Annotated in this window: 15 protein-coding genes; 11 read left to right on the top strand and 4 right to left on the bottom strand. The window is 59.7% G+C overall.

From position 1 onward, the window contains the following. Positions 1-20 precede the first annotated feature (20 nt). The gene (locus tag CFAEC_RS06475) at positions 21-530 is read left to right on the top strand and encodes a hypothetical protein (RefSeq protein WP_290279696.1); all 510 of its coding nucleotides are present in this window, start codon (positions 21-23) and stop codon (positions 528-530) included. Positions 531-626: 96 nt separating this feature from the next. On the opposite strand, the gene CFAEC_RS06480 is transcribed toward CFAEC_RS06475, so the two are convergent. Together CFAEC_RS06480 and CFAEC_RS06485 are read right to left on the bottom strand one after the other, a co-directional pair. Then, positions 627-1,541, bottom strand: coding sequence for a DoxX family protein (locus CFAEC_RS06480; protein WP_290279697.1), 915 nt, complete (start codon positions 1,539-1,541; stop codon positions 627-629). Positions 1,542-1,784: 243 nt separating this feature from the next. Then, positions 1,785-2,387, bottom strand: coding sequence for an MBL fold metallo-hydrolase (locus CFAEC_RS06485; RefSeq protein ID WP_290279698.1), 603 nt, complete (start codon positions 2,385-2,387; stop codon positions 1,785-1,787). Between the two features lie 96 nt (positions 2,388-2,483). On the opposite strand from CFAEC_RS06485, the gene uvrA reads away from it, so the two are divergent. Beyond that, complete coding sequence (gene uvrA, locus CFAEC_RS06490; RefSeq protein WP_290279699.1) at positions 2,484-5,333, top strand: excinuclease ABC subunit UvrA; 2,850 nt, start codon at positions 2,484-2,486, stop codon at positions 5,331-5,333. Positions 5,334-5,423: 90 nt separating this feature from the next. Here uvrA and CFAEC_RS06495 read toward each other — a convergent pair whose 3' ends face one another. Then, the gene (locus tag CFAEC_RS06495) at positions 5,424-7,544 is read right to left on the bottom strand and encodes a DUF2339 domain-containing protein (protein ID WP_290279700.1); all 2,121 of its coding nucleotides are present in this window, start codon (positions 7,542-7,544) and stop codon (positions 5,424-5,426) included. A gap of 328 nt (positions 7,545-7,872) precedes the next feature. Between CFAEC_RS06495 and infC the strand changes: the two genes are divergently transcribed. The 7 genes from infC (at position 7,873) to CFAEC_RS06530 (ending at position 14,030) form a co-directional block, all read left to right on the top strand. Continuing rightward, entirely contained in the window at positions 7,873-8,442 is a 570-nt protein-coding gene (infC, locus tag CFAEC_RS06500; protein WP_290279701.1) for a translation initiation factor IF-3, read from the top strand. A 28-nt stretch (positions 8,443-8,470) separates the two neighbouring features. Then, positions 8,471-8,665 carry a 50S ribosomal protein L35 gene (gene rpmI / locus CFAEC_RS06505; protein ID WP_290279702.1) on the top strand — a complete coding sequence of 65 codons (195 nt, stop codon included), beginning with the start codon at positions 8,471-8,473 and terminating at the stop codon, positions 8,663-8,665. Positions 8,666-8,721: 56 nt separating this feature from the next. Beyond that, a complete protein-coding gene (gene rplT / locus CFAEC_RS06510; RefSeq protein WP_290279703.1) occupies positions 8,722-9,105 on the top strand; it encodes a 50S ribosomal protein L20 in 384 nt (127 codons plus the stop codon). A gap of 446 nt (positions 9,106-9,551) precedes the next feature. Continuing rightward, positions 9,552-10,481 (top strand): carbohydrate ABC transporter permease, encoded by a 930-nt coding sequence (locus CFAEC_RS06515; RefSeq protein WP_290279704.1) that lies wholly within the window; start codon positions 9,552-9,554, stop codon positions 10,479-10,481. Beyond that, on the top strand, positions 10,481-11,317 hold the full coding sequence (locus tag CFAEC_RS06520; protein ID WP_290279705.1) for a carbohydrate ABC transporter permease: 837 nt from the start codon (positions 10,481-10,483) through the stop codon (positions 11,315-11,317). Before CFAEC_RS06515 ends, CFAEC_RS06520 begins: the two co-directional genes overlap by 1 nt. Positions 11,318-11,410: 93 nt before the next feature. Next, on the top strand, positions 11,411-12,733 hold the full coding sequence (locus tag CFAEC_RS06525; protein ID WP_290279706.1) for an ABC transporter substrate-binding protein: 1,323 nt from the start codon (positions 11,411-11,413) through the stop codon (positions 12,731-12,733). Positions 12,734-12,773: 40 nt separating this feature from the next. Continuing rightward, complete coding sequence (locus CFAEC_RS06530) at positions 12,774-14,030, top strand: ABC transporter ATP-binding protein (RefSeq protein WP_290279707.1); 1,257 nt, start codon at positions 12,774-12,776, stop codon at positions 14,028-14,030. Here CFAEC_RS06530 and CFAEC_RS06535 read toward each other — a convergent pair. Continuing rightward, entirely contained in the window at positions 13,972-14,682 is a 711-nt protein-coding gene (locus CFAEC_RS06535; protein WP_290279708.1) for a glycerophosphodiester phosphodiesterase, read from the bottom strand. The genes CFAEC_RS06530 and CFAEC_RS06535 overlap by 59 nt on opposite strands. Positions 14,683-14,771: 89 nt before the next feature. On the opposite strand from CFAEC_RS06535, the gene CFAEC_RS06540 reads away from it, so the two are divergent. Both CFAEC_RS06540 and pheS read left to right on the top strand, forming a co-directional pair. Then, entirely contained in the window at positions 14,772-15,587 is an 816-nt protein-coding gene (locus tag CFAEC_RS06540) for a TrmH family RNA methyltransferase (protein ID WP_290279709.1), read from the top strand. A 111-nt stretch (positions 15,588-15,698) separates the two neighbouring features. Then, positions 15,699-16,736 (top strand): phenylalanine--tRNA ligase subunit alpha, encoded by a 1,038-nt coding sequence (pheS, locus tag CFAEC_RS06545; RefSeq protein WP_290279710.1) that lies wholly within the window; start codon positions 15,699-15,701, stop codon positions 16,734-16,736. The last annotated feature ends 28 nt before the right edge of the window (positions 16,737-16,764 follow it).

Genomic DNA, 16,764 nt, shown 5'->3' on the forward strand with positions numbered 1-16,764 from the left:
ACAGGGGTAGCGTAAGCCACATGAAAAAACTCTTTCCGGTTTTCCTGGTCACCAGCGTGCTCACCAGTTTGAGCGCGGCAGGGTGTGGCAATCTCGCCAGCACCGACCACCTGCAGGGAAGAGTTGGTTTTGTAGTTGGTCCGGAGCAGCAGATCATCCTCCGGGTCAACCCCTGCGGGTTAAATATCAATGAGATCCGCATCTCTGGTGGGGCAGAACAGATGGGGGATTACACCGCCAACCCCACCTACCTCATCCTTCATTCCCCGGAACAGCACCCGGAACCCTTTGATCTTGATCTGGGGCAGATCGACTCACCGTGGACCATGGCATCCGGCCAGGGGTTGCCGGAGAATCCCGGGAAGGTTCTGCTGGTCACCGCAGGTATCCAGGACGAGATTGACCGCACAGGGCAGACCTCGGCTTATGTGGGTGATATCTGGGAAGTTCCCCCAGGCATGGTCCAGGTGGGGATCTACTCCGAAGAGCGGCAGCTGATCACGGAAGAAGAGTTCCTGCGCTGCACTTAGAGGGCGGTACTTAGAGGGCGGTTAAGAATAAGAAAAACGCCGCAGGCCCAGGGGAGTGTGGTTCCCTGGGGGCCCGCGGCGTGAAGAAGTTGCAGCTTAAACGTTGAACTTCTTCAGCTTCTTCTGTGCCTTGTTGAGAGACTTATCAGCCTGGTTCTGCAGCTTGTTGGCGTTCTTGGACGCCTTCTTGGCTGCGCGGCCGGTGGTCTCATCAGCGACCTTGAGCGCGAAGTTCGCCTTCTCCTGAGCCTTGGAAGCGGCCTTCACGGCACCCTTCTTGGCGGTGTCGGTGTTCTTCTGCGCGGCCTTCAGCCAGTCATCCTTATTGTCATCCAGGTAGCCCTGGGCGATGTGCGCGTATGCGGATGCCTTGCCGGTGGCCTTGGTGGCGGTGTCCTTGGCGGTCTTGATCCAGTCATCCTTATTGTCATCCACGTAATCCTGCGCGACGTGGGCGTACTCGGAGACCTTCTCAGAGGTGTCCTGGAACCAGTCGGATGCCTTGCCGGTCATCTTCTCAGTCTCGGACTTGGTGGGCAGAGCCTGCTGAACCTGCTTCTTGCCCTGCTGTGCAGCCTTGGTGGCGCGCCACTTCACACCGGGCTTGCCCTCGGTGTCCACGGTTGTGATGAAGAGACCACCCAGCAGTGCCACGTTGGTGACGAAACCATTGCGACGGTTACGCTTCTCCTCGGAATCCTGGGTCTCCCAGAAGGCGTTGCGGGCTAGGATGGTGGGGACCGTCACCGCTGCGAGAGCCGCCGCGGACAGACGTGGAGCACGCCCCAGTGCCAGCAGGGAACCGGCACCTACCTTGGTGCCGCCGATGATCTGGGTGACCAGCTCCGGGTCACTGGAGATGCGCTTTGCGTACTTGCGCGGGAGGACATAGCGAATACGGTCCAGAACGACCTCGGTTCCTTCCACATGGGCCTGGGTGTTGAGAAGGGTATCTGCACCGTCGGCGATGTAAACCGAGGCGAGCATTGGTCGGGCGATCTTGCGGATCATGATTCGATGCTCCTATCAAACGCGTTGTGTCCAAGTCATCCGCCCGGGTTGTTCCAGGCAGCTTGGTTATGTCTTGGGTTTGTCAGTAGAGGTCTTTTCTCTAACAGCCAATCGTACCTAGCTTATGACCGGCTTGTCGGGCGGTTGCCACCGTTTAGGGGCAATAACCACAATTGCTAGGTAGCTTCCGGAAAACCGCAAGGGAATTGTCGGAAAATCTTGCGGTCCGATGAATTTAAGCCCCTACCAGCGACGTTCCCACCACAGCTCAAGTTCGGGACGCTCATCGCCGAGAGTGGTTTCACCGCCATGCCCCGGCCACACGATGGAATCATCGGGGTAGACATCAAAGAGGCGCTGCTTCACATCATTGAAGAGCCTGACGAAATCTCCCTCACTGCTGGTCTTGCCCAGCCCGCCCGGGAACAGGCTGTCGCCGACGAAGAGGTTGGTGCGGCCATCGATCTCTGCGACGAGGGCTGCGCCACCGGGGGTGTGACCACGGAGAATGATGATCGGGAATTCCTGGCCCTCAAATTCAATTGAATCATCATGGTTGAGTTCCACGTCCACCTTCGCCGGTAGGGCGGGCACTTCCAGAAAAGGAGCATAATGGGTTGCACCGGTAGCCTTGAGGATCTCCTCCAAGGCTCGGACATGGTCGGCGTGACGGTGGGTGGTGAGTACCGCGGTGATCTCCACCCCGGCATCCTCGGCCATCTTTAAGATGGCGGGCGCGTCGTCTGCGGCATCGATGAGAAGCCCCTTGTCACCCACGGCGAGAAGATAACAGTTGTTGTCCATCTTGGACACTGAAATACGGTGCATTTTTAGCTCATTGGTCATAGCGGCCAGAGTAGCGAAAATTCGATGTTCGTTGCTATGTTCGAAGTATTCAATTCAGAACACCCCCTAACCATTAACTGAAGGGCAGTTGAGCAAGTGGCTGATCGCCTCGTAGTGCGCGGTGCGCGCGAACACAACCTCAAGGGCGTGGACATTGATCTTCCACGCGATTCGATGGTGGTGTTCACCGGCCTCTCCGGATCCGGAAAGTCCTCCCTGGCCTTTGACACCATCTTCGCCGAGGGACAGCGCAGGTATGTCGAGTCCCTCTCCAGCTATGCCCGGATGTTCCTGGGGCAGATGGACAAACCCGATGTGGACCTCATCGATGGGCTGTCCCCGGCGGTCTCCATCGACCAGAAATCCACCAACCGGAACCCCCGATCCACGGTGGGTACCATCACCGAGGTCTATGACTACCTGCGTCTGCTGTTCTCCCGGGCGGGCACCGCGTACTGCCCGGAGTGTGACGCTCCCGTGCAGCGACAGACCCCGCAGGACATGGTGGATCAGATCCTGGATATGGAGGAGGGGCTGAAGTTCCAGCTCCTGGCTCCCGTGGTGCGAACCCGCAAGGGCGAATTTGTGGATCTCTTCGCAGACCTGGCATCACAGGGTTATTCCCGCGTACGGGTTGACGGCGAGGTCTACCAGCTCAGTGAACCACCGAAGCTGGAAAAGCAGATCAAACACGACATTGATGTGGTGGTTGACCGCCTGCAGGTGAAACCCAGCCAGAAGCAGCGCCTCACCGATTCCATTGAAACAGCTCTCCGGCTTGCCGACGGCGTGGTGGTCCTCGATTTCGTGGACCTGGACGCAGATGACCCGAACCGCCTGCGTCGATTCTCGGAGAAGATGAGCTGCCCGAACGGCCACACCCTGGCTATCGACGAGCTCGAGCCCCGCGCGTTCTCCTTCAACTCCCCGTACGGTGCCTGCCCCGCCTGTGATGGTCTGGGTGTGCGCACCGAGGTGGACATTGATCTCATCGTCCCTGATCCGGAGGCGCCGGCGCTTAAGTCGATCCAGCCATGGAACTCCAGCCCAAACTCCAAATACTTTGAAAAGCTCATCGAGGGTCTGGCCAAGGCATTGGACTTTGATCCAGAGACCCCGTACAACAAACTCACTGCAGCGCAGCGTAAGGCCCTGATCCACGGCTCCAAGGAAGAGGTCAGCGTCCGCTATAAGAACCGCTACGGCCGGGTGCGTTCCTGGACCGCGCCCTTCGAGGGCGTCCTGGGTTATTTCGACCGCAAGCTGGACCAGACCGATTCCGAGTGGGCCAAGGATCGCCTCCTGGGTTATACCCGTGAGGTGGCCTGCCCGACCTGTAAGGGTGCACGACTGAAGCCGGAGATCCTCGCCGTCCGCCTCGATTCCGAATCGCACGGGCAGCTGTCCATCGCTGGCCTGACCGCACTGTCAGTCACCGAATCCTTCGACTTCCTCAACAGCCTGACCCTGGGCAAGCGCGAGGAGATGATCGCCGGTGCGGTGCTCAAGGAGATCCGGGCGCGGCTGAAGTTCCTTCTGGATGTCGGCCTGTCCTACCTCACCCTCAACCGTGCTGCGGGAACGCTGTCCGGTGGCGAAGCACAGCGCATCCGCCTGGCCACCCAGATCGGTTCCGGACTCGCCGGTGTGCTCTACGTGTTGGATGAGCCCTCCATCGGCCTGCACCAGCGTGACAACCAGCAGCTGATCAAGACTCTGGAACACCTTCGAGATATCGGCAACACACTCATCGTGGTGGAGCATGACGAGGACACCATCCGTCGCGCCGATTACCTGGTGGACATTGGTCCCCGTGCTGGTGAATACGGCGGCCAGGTGGTCTACCAGGGCGAGCCCAAGGGCATCCTCGACTGCGAGGAATCCATCACCGGCGCCTACCTGTCCGGCCGACGAACCCTCGGAGTTCCGGAGACCCGCCGTGAGATCGATCCCGAGCGCAAGCTCAAGGTGGTCGGTGCCCGCGAGAACAACCTCCAGGGCATCGATGTGGAGATCCCTCTGGGAGTGCTGGTCTGTGTCACCGGTGTGTCCGGTTCCGGAAAGTCCACGCTGGTCAACCAGATCCTGGCTAAGGTCCTGGCCAACCAACTCAACCGTGCACGTCAGGTCCCAGGTCGGGCCAGGCGTGTGGAAGGTGTGGAGCACCTGGACAAACTGGTGCAGGTGGATCAGTCACCGATCGGCCGGACTCCGCGCTCAAACCCCGCCACCTACACCGGTGTCTTTGACAAGGTTCGTAACCTCTTTGCTGAAACCACCGAGGCGAAGGTCCGCGGATACAAACCGGGACGATTCTCCTTCAACATCAAGGGCGGCCGGTGTGAGGCCTGCCAGGGTGACGGCACCCTGAAGATCGAGATGAACTTCCTGCCTGATGTGTATGTCCCGTGCGAGGTCTGTGAGGGCAAGCGCTATAACCGCGAGACCCTTGAGGTGAAGTACAAGGGCAAGAACATCGCCGAGGTCCTGGAGATGCCGATCTCCGAGGCGGCAGAGTTCTTCGAGCCGATCAAGTCCATCCACCGCTATCTGGACACGCTCGTGGATGTGGGGCTGGGTTATGTCCGACTCGGTCAGGCAGCCACGACGCTGTCCGGTGGTGAGGCTCAGCGAGTGAAGTTGGCCTCCGAGCTGCAGAAACGTTCCAATGGCCGCACCGTCTACATTCTCGACGAACCGACCACCGGCCTGCACTTCGAGGACATCCGGAAGCTGATGATGGTGATCCAGGGGCTGGTGGACAAGGGCAACTCGGTCATCGTTATTGAACACAACCTGGATGTGATCAAGTCCGCGGACTGGATCGTCGACATGGGCCCGGAGGGCGGTTCCGGTGGCGGCAAGCTTGTTGCCGAGGGCACCCCGGAGGATGTGGCCAAGGTGGAGGGTTCCTACACCGGGTTCTACCTCAAGGAATTGCTCTAGAGCTGCCTGACTGAGACGAAGGCTCAAGGCCCTCCCGGGAGTTTCCCGCAGGAGGGCCTTGAGTCTTTTGTTCTGGATGGGCGGATCTGTTTAGGTGACAGTGACCTGCTCAGCATCTGTTTCCTTCTCAGGGGTGAGCTCGCCCGTGCGCCGACCGCGCAGCGAAGCGATGGTGAGCAGTGCCAGACCCGAGAGCAGGAACGCGATGGCACGTGGAACTCCGCTGAGAGCAACCAAGTCGAAGAAGACCAGCTTCACCGTGCCGGCGACGGCCAAGCCCACACCGGTCCACAGGGCACCTGGTTGCAGAAGAAGACCTCGGTGCAGCATCAGGAACGCTGCGATGACCATCCACAGGATGGATACCGATGCATGCCCGACGAGGAAACCCAGGTGCATTCCCGTGGTGCCGCCGATGAGGTTGCCCAGGAATGTGGTGATGGTGACGATGGCCGTGGCGGAGAGATACAGCAAGGTCGCACCCACCAGCAGCTGCAGCCAGAGTTCGCGGTCGTAGAAACTCTCGCGGGCCAGAACGGTGGCACCGATGAACACGAGGATCAACACTGCCTGGATGAGTGCGGAGGTATCCGTCAGCCATACCGGGGCCAGGGTGATTACGTTGCGGAACAGCACTCCGGTGATGATGACAGCGCCCAGCATCCAGGCCACCCACGGAACCACGCCGAGGTTCCGATCAGCCGGCAGGGTGCGCAGCCACATGAATAGTGTGGAGCCTGTGATCAGGTAGATCACGACGGGAAGGGCGCCATCGAAGAACGCACCCGGTTCCATGATCGGGCCGTTGTAGCGGATGCCGACGAAGATCGCGGCCACCAGAGTCAGGCCCATCACGGCGATCAGGCGCGCGATGCGCTGATATTCGGCAGGGGCGGCTTCGGCGTAGAGAAGGGAGTCGGTCTCCGGGTCTGGTTCTGCAGCCGGGCGACTGGTGAGCACCGCCCAGATTCCCATGGCCGCAATGAGGGCTGCGGGCAACACAGTGAACCAGACGGCATCCAGACGGATGAGGGGGACTGCCAGGCAGGCGACGATGGGAACGGGTGCCACCACACCCACCCAGGAGGCGACCGGGTCCGTCTCGAAACTGCGCCAGTAATGGGTCATCGCAACGTCCTGAGGATTCTCGCCCTGTGGTTTCACAGGATCCCAGAGGGTCAGTACCACCAGCAGGACCGGGGTGATGATGCCGACGCAGGCGGCCGGCAGAATCATCTCGTGCCAGGAGGAGATGAGGATGACCTGCAGGATGGCTCCCATGAGTGCCATCGAGGTGCGGATACGGGCATCAGCAACCGTGTAGCTGAGGAGCAGGGCCGAAACTACACCGAAGATCGGCCACCAGGCATCCTCGGTGATGGCGAAGAACCATGCCGTCAGAGCAGTCACGATCGCCACCGCCAGAAGTACCGGTTGGCCGGTGCGCGATTCTGAATCCGCACTACGCCCGCCCAGCCCACTCCACACCGCAGTCACACCGAGGAACGCCATGTTGGTCAGCAGGATCACCAACGAGCCCAGTCCCGGCGGCCACCAGTTGAGCACGAAGATCAGAGCCGAGGTGGTGGCAATGAAGGCGATCTGTGAGGTCACCACCAGTGCGATGATCGCCTCCACCCGTGTGCCACGTTTGCGCAGCCAGGTGGCGGCACCGAAGAGAAGAGCGCCGAGGAGGTAGGCACCCATCACGCGACCGAGCGGACCCAGCCATCCGCGTTGGATGGCCACCGACACCAGCAGGATGATGCCCGCGATGGTGATGGCAGCACCGCCGATGGCCACGCCCCGCATGATCTTCTCCTCTGTTGTCATCGGAGGAGTGGTCGGCTTCGTGGGGCGTTGTGGACGTGGATAAGGCTTCAGGGCAACCGCAGGAGCTCCCACCTTTTCCTTGGGTGTCGGGGTCCCCCAGGTATCGGGGCGGGTCACCACCCGGCCCAGGGCACTGGGCACCTGCCTCGGGAGAGGAAGACGCTCGGGCGCAACCACAGGGGTGGCGCTGATGGGCTCGTCGCGGGAGGGGGCGGAGGAGGCGTCGATAAGCGCGGGTGTGGGTTCGGCGGGAGGTGCCTCCATCCGTGACACCAGATTATTGATGTCCCGGCTGGCGTCTGCCATTGCGGAAGCCGAGGCGGAGAGTTTCTCCAGGGCGGCCCGCAGCGCCATGCGGTCTCGTTGGTTGAAGTCCATGAGCTCAGCGTAGGGTCAAATCGCATGCAGGGAGGCGTATGCGACCGCATTGTTATCTTTAGCGTTCTCACTGAGGGCAGCGGGGATTTTGCTTCTGCGGGATGATCCTGTTAAGGTTGTCTGCACTACCGCCTGATGCATATTTTATGCTTCAGGCCGCAAGAGGAGATCTTCCCACCTAAGGCCGCCGAGAAATCGGTTGGATACGGGTAAAGCAAGTAGTGCTGACACGGACTAGTGCCCGTGTACAACTCTTGATTAGTCAGATCTCCCGTTCATCCTTGATGGTGAACGGGCTTTTGGTCTGCAAATGGGGCAATCATCTCGAGTGGTACGGTACGTCAACATTTTCCGCACTGCTAACAGAGGAGTCCACATCAGCGCTGAAGCTCGCATCAATGAGCGTATCCGAGTCCCAGAGGTCCGTCTTGTAGGTCCCAATGGTGAGCAGGTAGGCATCGTCCGTATCGAAGATGCCCGCAAGCTCGCGTTCGACGCAGATCTTGATCTGGTCGAAGTTGCACCCACCGCCAAGCCACCGGTCTGCAAGATCATGGACTACGGAAAGTTCAAGTACGAAGCGGCCCAAAAGGCTCGCGAGTCACGCAAGAATCAGCAGCAGACCGTGGTCAAGGAGCAGAAGCTTCGTCCCAAGATCGATGATCATGATTATGAGACGAAGAAGAGCAACGTGATCCGCTTCCTTGAGAAGGGATCCAAGGTCAAGGTCACGATCATGTTCCGTGGTCGTGAGCAGGCCCGCCCTGAACTTGGCTACAGGCTCCTCGAGCGTCTGGCGAATGACGTAGCCGAATACGGTGTCGTCGAAACCCGTGCGAAGCAAGACGGCCGAAACATGACCATGGTCATCGGCCCGCTCCGCAAGGGTAAGAAATAAACACGATTAGGGTTTAAGGACAACTTTCATGAAGAACAAGACCCACAAGGGCACCGCTAAGCGCGTCAAGGTGACCGGATCCGGCAAGCTCCTCCGCGAGCAGGCCAACCGCCGCCACCTCCTGGAGGGCAAGCCTTCCACCCGTACCCGTCGCCTCAAGGGCACCGTCGAGGTTTCTCCTGCAGACAGCAAGCGCATGAAGCGTCTGCTCGGCAGGGCGTAATAGACACCCGTCTACACCCATCCACTATTCAAGATCAGATTTAAGGAAGTACCACCGTGGCACGTGTCAAGCGGTCCGTCAACGCCAAGAAGAAGCGTCGCGAAATTCTGAAGTCCGCCAAGGGCTACCGCGGCCAGCGCTCCCGCCTTTACCGTAAGGCGAAAGAGCAGTGGCTGCACTCCATGACCTACGCTTACCGCGATCGCCGTAAGCGCAAGGGTGAGTTCCGCAAGCTGTGGATCCAGCGTATCAACGCTGCTGCACGCATGAACGGCATCACCTACAACCGTCTCATCCAGGGCCTGCGCCTTGCTGAGATCGAGGTTGACCGCAAGATCCTCGCCGACCTTGCTGTGAACGACTTCGCAACCTTCTCCGCAATCTGCGAAGCTGCAAAGGCCGCCCTCCCAGAGGACGTCAACGCACCGAAGGCTGCATAAGACACTCTTCACTGAAGGGTTCTTGAAAGACCTGTTTTCCTCTCACTCAATTCGGGTGAGTGGGGGACAGGTCTTTTTCTGTTTTCTCGGGGGCTCTCGTGGGGGCTCTGGTGGGACTTGTGGGGCTGCTGGGGTTTCGCATGTGCAAAACCGTACAAGTTAGAAGTCGTGATGGGCCTGCGGCGGGGGAAGTTCGCACGGTTCTGCCCATCGGGAGGGGCGGGCGTGCAAAACCGTACGAGTTAAAAGCCTCGGGGGGCCTGCGATAGGCCTAATCCGCACGGTTCTGCCCACCCTCATCCCGCGAACCACTTCAACCGGCCCACCTTATTGATACCCAGGTTCATCTACAGTTCATCCCGAGCTAACTGTCAGGACTCAACCAGCCTCATCAATTCATATAGAGATCACCATTCGGAAATGTGGGCACCCTAATGTTCTAGGACGTGTCCACAACTCTTCTAGAGCCAGAAGTGGATGAACTAAGGAAGAAAGCCAAGCGTTCCCGCCGGAATGAGTGGTGGTTGGCTGCAGCATTATTGGCGCCCAACCTGCTGCTGTTGGCACTTTTTACCTACCGCCCGCTTCTGGACAATTTCCGTCTGTCATTTTTCAGCTGGAACATCTCTTCACCCACATCAACCTTCATCGGGTTGGACAACTACATTGAGTTTTTCACCCGCGCGGATACCGTGCAGGTGCTACTCAACACTCTGATTTTCACGGTGTTCGCGGTTGCCGGTTCGATGTTTTTTGGTTTGGTGCTGGCGATGCTCCTTGATCAGAAGCTCAAGGGCCGGAATTTCGTTCGGTCCATGGTGTTCGCGCCGTTCGTGATTTCTGGTGCAGCCATCGGCGTTGCGTTTCAGTTCGTCTTCGATCCCAATTTTGGTCTGGTTCAGGATCTCCTGGGGAGAGTCGGGGTTGATAGCCCGCAGTTCTACCAGAATCCGACGTGGGCACTGTTCATGGTGACCTTCACTTTCGTGTGGAAGAACCTCGGTTATTCCTTCGTCATCTATCTGGCTGCATTGCAGGGGCTGAATAGGGATCTTGCTGAGGCTGCCGCTGTTGATGGTGCCAGTGCCTGGACCAGGTTCTGGCGGGTGACCCTGCCGCAGTTGCGTCCGACCACGTTCTTCCTGTCCATCACGGTGATGTTGAGTTCCGTCCAGGTTTTCGACATCATCCACACGATGACCAGGGGAGGCCCACTCGGTAACGGCACAACCACACTGGTGTACCAGGTCTACACCGAGACCTTCACCAATTACCGGGCGGGATACGGCGCGACCATCGCTACCATTCTCTTCCTGCTTCTGCTGATTATCACGGTCATCCAGGTTCGTTATATGGATAAGGGGGCCAGGAAATAATGGTTGATTCCGATCGCAGCCCACTGATCAAGCTCATGGGTTATGTGGGCATGATCATCGCGGTGCTGTTCATTGGCCTGCCGTTGGTGTTCATTGTGTTGACCAGTTTCAAACAGCAGTCTGAGATCTACACCCAGCCGGTGACCTGGTTGCCGGGTCAGTTCAATTTCGACAACTACACCAATGTTTTCCAGCGGGTGCCCTTCTTAGATTATTTCCGTAACTCGGTTTTGATCACCATCATTTTGTGTGCGATCAAGATCGTGCTGGGCATTATCTCCGCCTATGCGTTGGCCATTCTGCGGTTCCCGGGCCGCAATCTGGTGTTTTTGTTGGTGATCTCCGCGCTCATGGTTCCTTCAGAGGTGACGGTGATTTCCAACTATGCGCTGGTCAGCCAGCTCGGGTGGCGTGACACCTACCAGGGCATCATCGTGCCCCTGGCGGGTATCGCGTTCGGCACCTTCCTCATGCGTAACCACTTCATGTCCATTCCGCATGAGTTGATTGAAGCGGCGCGCATGGACCACTGCGGCCATTTCCGGCTGCTGTGGAAGGTTCTGCTGCCCATCTCCATGCCCACGGTCGTGGCGTTTTCCATGATCACCATTGTGAATGAATGGAACCAGTACCTCTGGCCATTCCTGATGGCGGAGACCGAAGCCTCGGCGACCCTGCCGATCGGTCTGACCATGCTGCAGAACAACGAGGGCGTGTCCAACTGGGGTCCGGTCATGGCGGCCACCATCATGACCATGCTTCCCGTTCTGGTCATGTTTCTGGCTCTGCAGCAGTACATGATCAAGGGCCTGATCTCAGGTGCCGTCAAGGGTTAAGACACCACCTAAAGACACCACCTTAAAAACCCACTTCCCGGGGGATATCTCCCCATGCATCACCTCATCCGTTTTTAGAAAGGTCAATGAACCATGTCTTTCAATCCACACCTCAGCCGTCGTCATTTCCTCGCTGCCGTCGGTGTCGCTGGTGCCGGCGCCACCTTGGCAGCCTGTGCAGGAACCGGAGACAGCTCCGAAACCACCACCGGCGCTGAGGGCGAGACCAACACCATTGTTTGGTGGTCTAACCACCCGGGTAACTCCAAGGACGTGGAGTTGGAACTGATTTCCCGTTTCGAGGCTGAGAACCCTGACCTGAAGGTGCAGCTGGTTGATGCCGGTGCCAACTACGGTGAGGTCTCCCAGAAGTTCAACGCAGCTCTGTCCGGCGGCGATCTGCCTGATCTGGTGGTTCTTTCTGATACCGAGTGGTTCAACTTCGCTCTCAACGGTGCAACCGTCAATATTGATGAGGTTGCTGCCCGCAACAACGTCGATACCTCTTCCTATGTGGAATCCTTGTACAACGACTATGAGCACAACGGTGGCCACTATGGTCTACCGTTTGCCCGTTCCACCACGCTGTTCTACTACAACAAGGATCTCTGGTCCCAGGCAGGTCTTCCAGACCGTGGCCCTGAGTCCTGGGAGGAGTTTTCCGAGTGGGGTCCACAGCTGCAGGACGCAATTGACGGCAATGGTCGTGCACTTGGTTGGGGCGACGCCACCAACTACCTGTCCTGGACTTTCGAGGGCCCGATGTGGTCCCTCGGTGGCAACTATTCCGTGGGCTGGGAGTCCCGCCTGACCACCCCGGAGACCATCCGCACCGTCGAGTGGCTGAAGTCCACCGTTGATGAGGGCTGGGCAACCGTGTCCACTGACCTCACCAACGAGTTCGCCACCGGACTCATCGGTTCCTGCATCCAGTCCACCGGCAGCCTGTCCTCCGTGGCTGAGGCCGCCACCTTCGACTGGGGTGTCGCTCCACTGCCTAACCCGACCGGCGAGGGCGCCTGCCCAACCGGTGGTGCGGGCCTGGGAATCCCGGCGAATATCTCCGAGGAGCGCCAGGACAACGCCCTGCGCTTCATCGATTTCATCACCAACGCCGCCAACACCGGTTATTGGTCCCGCGAGACCGGTTATGTCCCGGTTCGCAAGGATGCCGCCGACGATGCCGAGCACAAGGCGTTCCTGGATGAGAACCCAGCCTTCAACGTGGCCGTTGAGCAGCTCCCGGATACCCGCGTCCAGGACAACTTCCGCGTTCTGCTGCCCAATGGTGACCGCACCATCGGTGATGCACTGGAGCGAATCTGCCTGACCGGTGCTGATATTGATGTCACCCTCGCTGAGACCGAGGAGCGTCTCAACACCATCTACAAGCGCGACATCGAACCACTGCTTTAATCACTGTCCGCTTCAGCTAGTTATATAAGGAATACACACCATGGCTTCCATCGTTTTCGACGGTGTCTCACGCATTTACTCCAAGGGCGCCCGCGCGGCAGTGGATAACCTCAGTCTCGAGATCGCTGACGGCGAGTTCCTCGTCCTCGTCGGCCCCTCCGGCTGCGGAAAATCCACCTCCCTGCGTATGCTCGCGGGCCTTGAGCCCATCGATAAGGGCCGTTTGCTTATCGACGGCCGCGATGCGACCGGCTTGCGGCCCCAGGACCGCGACGTGGCCATGGTGTTTCAGAGCTATGCCCTCTACCCGAATATGACCGTCCGGGAGAACATGGGTTTCGCCCTGAAGAATCAGAAGGTGAAGAAGGCGGAGATTGAGAAGCGGGTCACGGAAGCTTCACGCATCCTGCAGCTTGACCCGTATCTGGACCGCAAGCCGGCGGCCCTCTCGGGTGGCCAGCGTCAGCGTGTGGCCATGGGTCGTGCCATCGTGCGGGAACCCGCCGTGTTCTGCATGGATGAACCCCTGTCCAACCTGGATGCCAAGCTGCGTGTCTCCACCCGTGCGGAGATCTCCGCACTGCAGCGACGCATGGGAGTAACCACCGTCTACGTCACCCATGACCAGGTCGAGGCCATGACCATGGGTGATCGTGTTGCTGTGCTCCTCCACGGTGTCCTCCAGCAGGTGGACACCCCGCAGAATCTCTATGATCACCCGGTCAATGCCTTCGTGGCCAGTTTCATCGGCTCCCCGTCGATGAACCTCATCGAAGGCACCATCCGGGGTGATTCCGTGGTGCTGGGCAGGGGCATCACCATCCGCGTCCCGGAGGAGGTTGCCGCTGAAGTCCGGGCCAACCAGTCCGAGTACGAGGGACGTGCCGTCATTGTCGGCGCGCGCCCTGAATCCATGTACCTGACCACCGCCACCGATCCGGGCGCGATCCCGGCTGTTATCAGCCACATCGATGAACTGGGTGCGGATTCCATGGTGTACGTCAAGGCCTCACAGGTGAAGAACCCTGATACCGACGTGCTGGGGGACGGCATTCCTGATGACATGCGTGTCCAGGTCACCCCGGCTGGTGATGAGGATTCTGCCGAACTGGGTGTCCGGGTGGAACGCCATCACGGTTTGCAGGCCGGCGATCACGTTTATGTCGTTGCAGCCCCAGCTGATGTGCACCTTTTCGACGGCCATCACGGCCGTCGTATCGGAGCGTCGACAAGCAGGCTCACCACATCAGTGGTTGTTGGTTGGGGGAGCCCGGGCGGAAACGTCCGGGGTCACTGACTGTTGCGCAGTCCACACCGGCGGCCTCAACCGTGGCCAGGGCATCCTCTTCGCGGATGGTCCAGCAACCGACGCGGATGCCGCGTGCGTGGTAGTTGGCCACCAGCTCCGGGGTGATCATCTTCCAATAGGGGAGAAACGCCGCCAGGCTGGCCTCGGGGAGTTCATCCAGCACATCCACGTCCTGGGTGGGATCCGCGCGCAGCACTCCCACGCGGGCCCCGGGGAGGCGGTCGGTCAGTTCCACCAGGGCGGAGTCGATGAAGGAGATGAACAGGATGCGGCTCAGCTGATCCTGGCGCTTCAAAAACAGCTCAGCCAGAGGTGCCACCGCACCCGGGGCCTTGATCTCCACCTGGATGGGCAGGGTGGTGGCATCCAGGACCTCGTCCAGCGTGGGGATCTTTGAGCCATCACGCAGGATGATCTGTTTGATCTCCTCCAGAGTCAACGATGCCATTGGAGCATCCCGGTGCGGGGATGCCGGATCAGCCACGCGTGCCGCGGTGCGGTCGTGGATCACCACCACATGATTGTCCCGGCTCGCGTGCACGTCCAGCTCCATGGCATCCGCGGGCGGGGCCGCCAGGAAGGCGGCCAGTGAGTTTTCCAATTCCAGATCTTCTGCACCACGGTGCGCCACGATATACATGGGTATCTAATCTAGACCACGGAGATGACCACTGGATGAACCCCATGTGCACATCTTCCGTGTCCAGGGCCCCTGATAACCTTGAGGCCATGGCATTGGATTTCACCGAGGCGTTCACGGAACGCACCCCCCGCATCGTCAACGCGGCAAAGCTCCAGAAGACGGCACACCGTAAGAAGACCAACCAGTTCCTGGCGGAGGGGGAGAACTCCGTTGAGGCGGCCATCTCCACCGGGGCAGCAACAGATCTGTTCGTCACGGAACAGGCAGCGGAGAAGTTCGAGGAGATCATCCGCACCGCCGGGTACATGAACGTGTACACCCACGCGATCACCGACCGGGCCGCACAGTCCATGAGTGACACCGTCACCACCACGGGCATTTTCGCCCTGTGCAATGACGTGTTGTGGACGATCGGCAAGGCGGTGAACAAGCGCTCGCAGCTGGTGTGTGTGCCTGTGGAAACCCGCGATCCGGGTAATGCCGGAACGCTCATCCGGGTGGCGGATGCAGTGGGTGCAGATGCCGTGGTGTTCGCCGGCGAGACCGTGGATCCCCAGGGTCCGAAGGTGGTCCGGTCGTCGGCAGGCTCTCTTTTTCACGTGCCGGTGGCACGCAACGCCAACATTGATGATGTGCTCGGCCAGCTACGCGCGCAGGGCATGCAGATCCTGGCCACCGCAGCAGACGGCGAGGTAGATCTTGATGAGGCTGATGAACTGCTGACCAGGCCCACCGCCTGGCTGTTTGGCAATGAGGCCCACGGGCTGGGGGAGGAGCTGCTGGCTAAAGCAGACCACCGGGTGCGCATCCCGATCCGGGGCCGCGCGGAATCGCTCAACCTGGCCACCGCGGCGTCGATATGCCTTTATGAATCCTCCAAGGCGCTGTACACGGGCGCATAAACCCCGATCCCGCCCACATGGTCTCCACGGAGTATGATGGCGGGGTTGGTTGTGAGAAAAAGTAGTCTTTATAGGTTCCATTGATTATCCAGGGAAGGGCTGAACCACACGGTGTCCGAAATTCAGTTGACCGAAGCCAGTTTGAATGAAGCGGCCATCGCGGCCATTGCGGCGTTTGACGGTGCGCAGAACCTCGAGGAGCTGGCCACCCTGCGCCGCGACCACCTCGGTGACAACGCACCGATCCCGCAGGCCCGCCGCTCACTGGGAAGCATTCCCAAGGACCAGCGCAAAGATGCTGGACGCTTCGTCAACATGGCACTCGGCCGTGCAGAAAAGCACTTTGCCCAGGTCAAGGTCGTGCTCGAGGAGAAGCGCAACCAGGAGGTGCTGGAGGAGGAGCGTGTGGATGTCACCGTTCCCACCACCCGCGCCCAGGTCGGTGCGCTGCACCCGATCACCATTCTCAATGAGCAGATTGCCGATATCTTCGTCGGCATGGGCTGGGAAGTCGCAGAAGGCCCGGAGGTTGAGGCGGAGTACTTCAACTTCGATGCCCTGAACTTCCTGCCCGACCACCCGGCACGCACCCTGCAAGACACCTTCCACATCGGACCGGAGGGTTCACGTCAGGTGCTGCGCACCCACACCTCCCCGGTGCAGATCCGTTCCATGCTCGACCGTGAGGTGCCCCTCTACATCGCATGCCCCGGACGGGTCTTCCGCACCGATGAACTGGACGCCACCCACACCCCGGTTTTCCACCAGATCGAGGGCCTGGCTGTGGACAAGGGCCTGACCATGGCGCACCTGCGTGGCACCCTGGACCACCTGGCCAAGGAGCTCTTCGGCCCTGATACCAAGACCCGCATGCGGTCGAACTACTTCCCCTTCACCGAACCGTCCGCTGAGGTGGACGTCTGGTTCCCTAATAAGAAGGGTGGCGCCGGTTGGATCGAGTGGGGTGGCTGCGGCATGGTCAACCCGAATGTACTGCGGGCAGTGGGCGTTGACCCGGAGGAGTACTCCGGTTTCGCCTTCGGCATGGGCATTGAGCGCACCCTGCAGTTCCGCAACGGTCTGTCTGATATGCGCGACATGGTGGAGGGCGATGTCCGCTTCACCCTGCCGTTCGGTATCCAGGCTTAAGTTTCGCACCCACCTCAAAGATCAAGAC

It is taken from the genome of Corynebacterium faecale, from assembly GCF_030408735.1.
Classification (GTDB): Bacteria; Actinomycetota; Actinomycetes; order Mycobacteriales; family Mycobacteriaceae; genus Corynebacterium; species Corynebacterium faecale.

What these genes read in the sequence shown, in the direction of transcription:
- rpmI (WP_290279702.1), top strand. Translation starts at nt 8,471, where the DNA reads ATGAAGAACAAGACCCACAAGGGCACCGCTAAGCGCGTCAAGGTGACC.
- CFAEC_RS06540 (WP_290279709.1), top strand. Translation starts at nt 14,772, where the DNA reads ATGGCATTGGATTTCACCGAGGCGTTCACGGAACGCACCCCCCGCATC.
- CFAEC_RS06485 (WP_290279698.1), bottom strand. Translation starts at nt 2,387, where the DNA reads ATGACCAATGAGCTAAAAATGCACCGTATTTCAGTGTCCAAGATGGAC.
- CFAEC_RS06520 (WP_290279705.1), top strand. Translation starts at nt 10,481, where the DNA reads ATGGTTGATTCCGATCGCAGCCCACTGATCAAGCTCATGGGTTATGTG.
- CFAEC_RS06525 (WP_290279706.1), top strand. Translation starts at nt 11,411, where the DNA reads ATGTCTTTCAATCCACACCTCAGCCGTCGTCATTTCCTCGCTGCCGTC.
- CFAEC_RS06495 (WP_290279700.1), bottom strand. Translation starts at nt 7,544, where the DNA reads ATGGACTTCAACCAACGAGACCGCATGGCGCTGCGGGCCGCCCTGGAG.
- CFAEC_RS06475 (WP_290279696.1), top strand. Translation starts at nt 21, where the DNA reads ATGAAAAAACTCTTTCCGGTTTTCCTGGTCACCAGCGTGCTCACCAGT.
- CFAEC_RS06480 (WP_290279697.1), bottom strand. Translation starts at nt 1,541, where the DNA reads ATGATCCGCAAGATCGCCCGACCAATGCTCGCCTCGGTTTACATCGCC.
- CFAEC_RS06535 (WP_290279708.1), bottom strand. Translation starts at nt 14,682, where the DNA reads ATGTATATCGTGGCGCACCGTGGTGCAGAAGATCTGGAATTGGAAAAC.
- CFAEC_RS06530 (WP_290279707.1), top strand. Translation starts at nt 12,774, where the DNA reads ATGGCTTCCATCGTTTTCGACGGTGTCTCACGCATTTACTCCAAGGGC.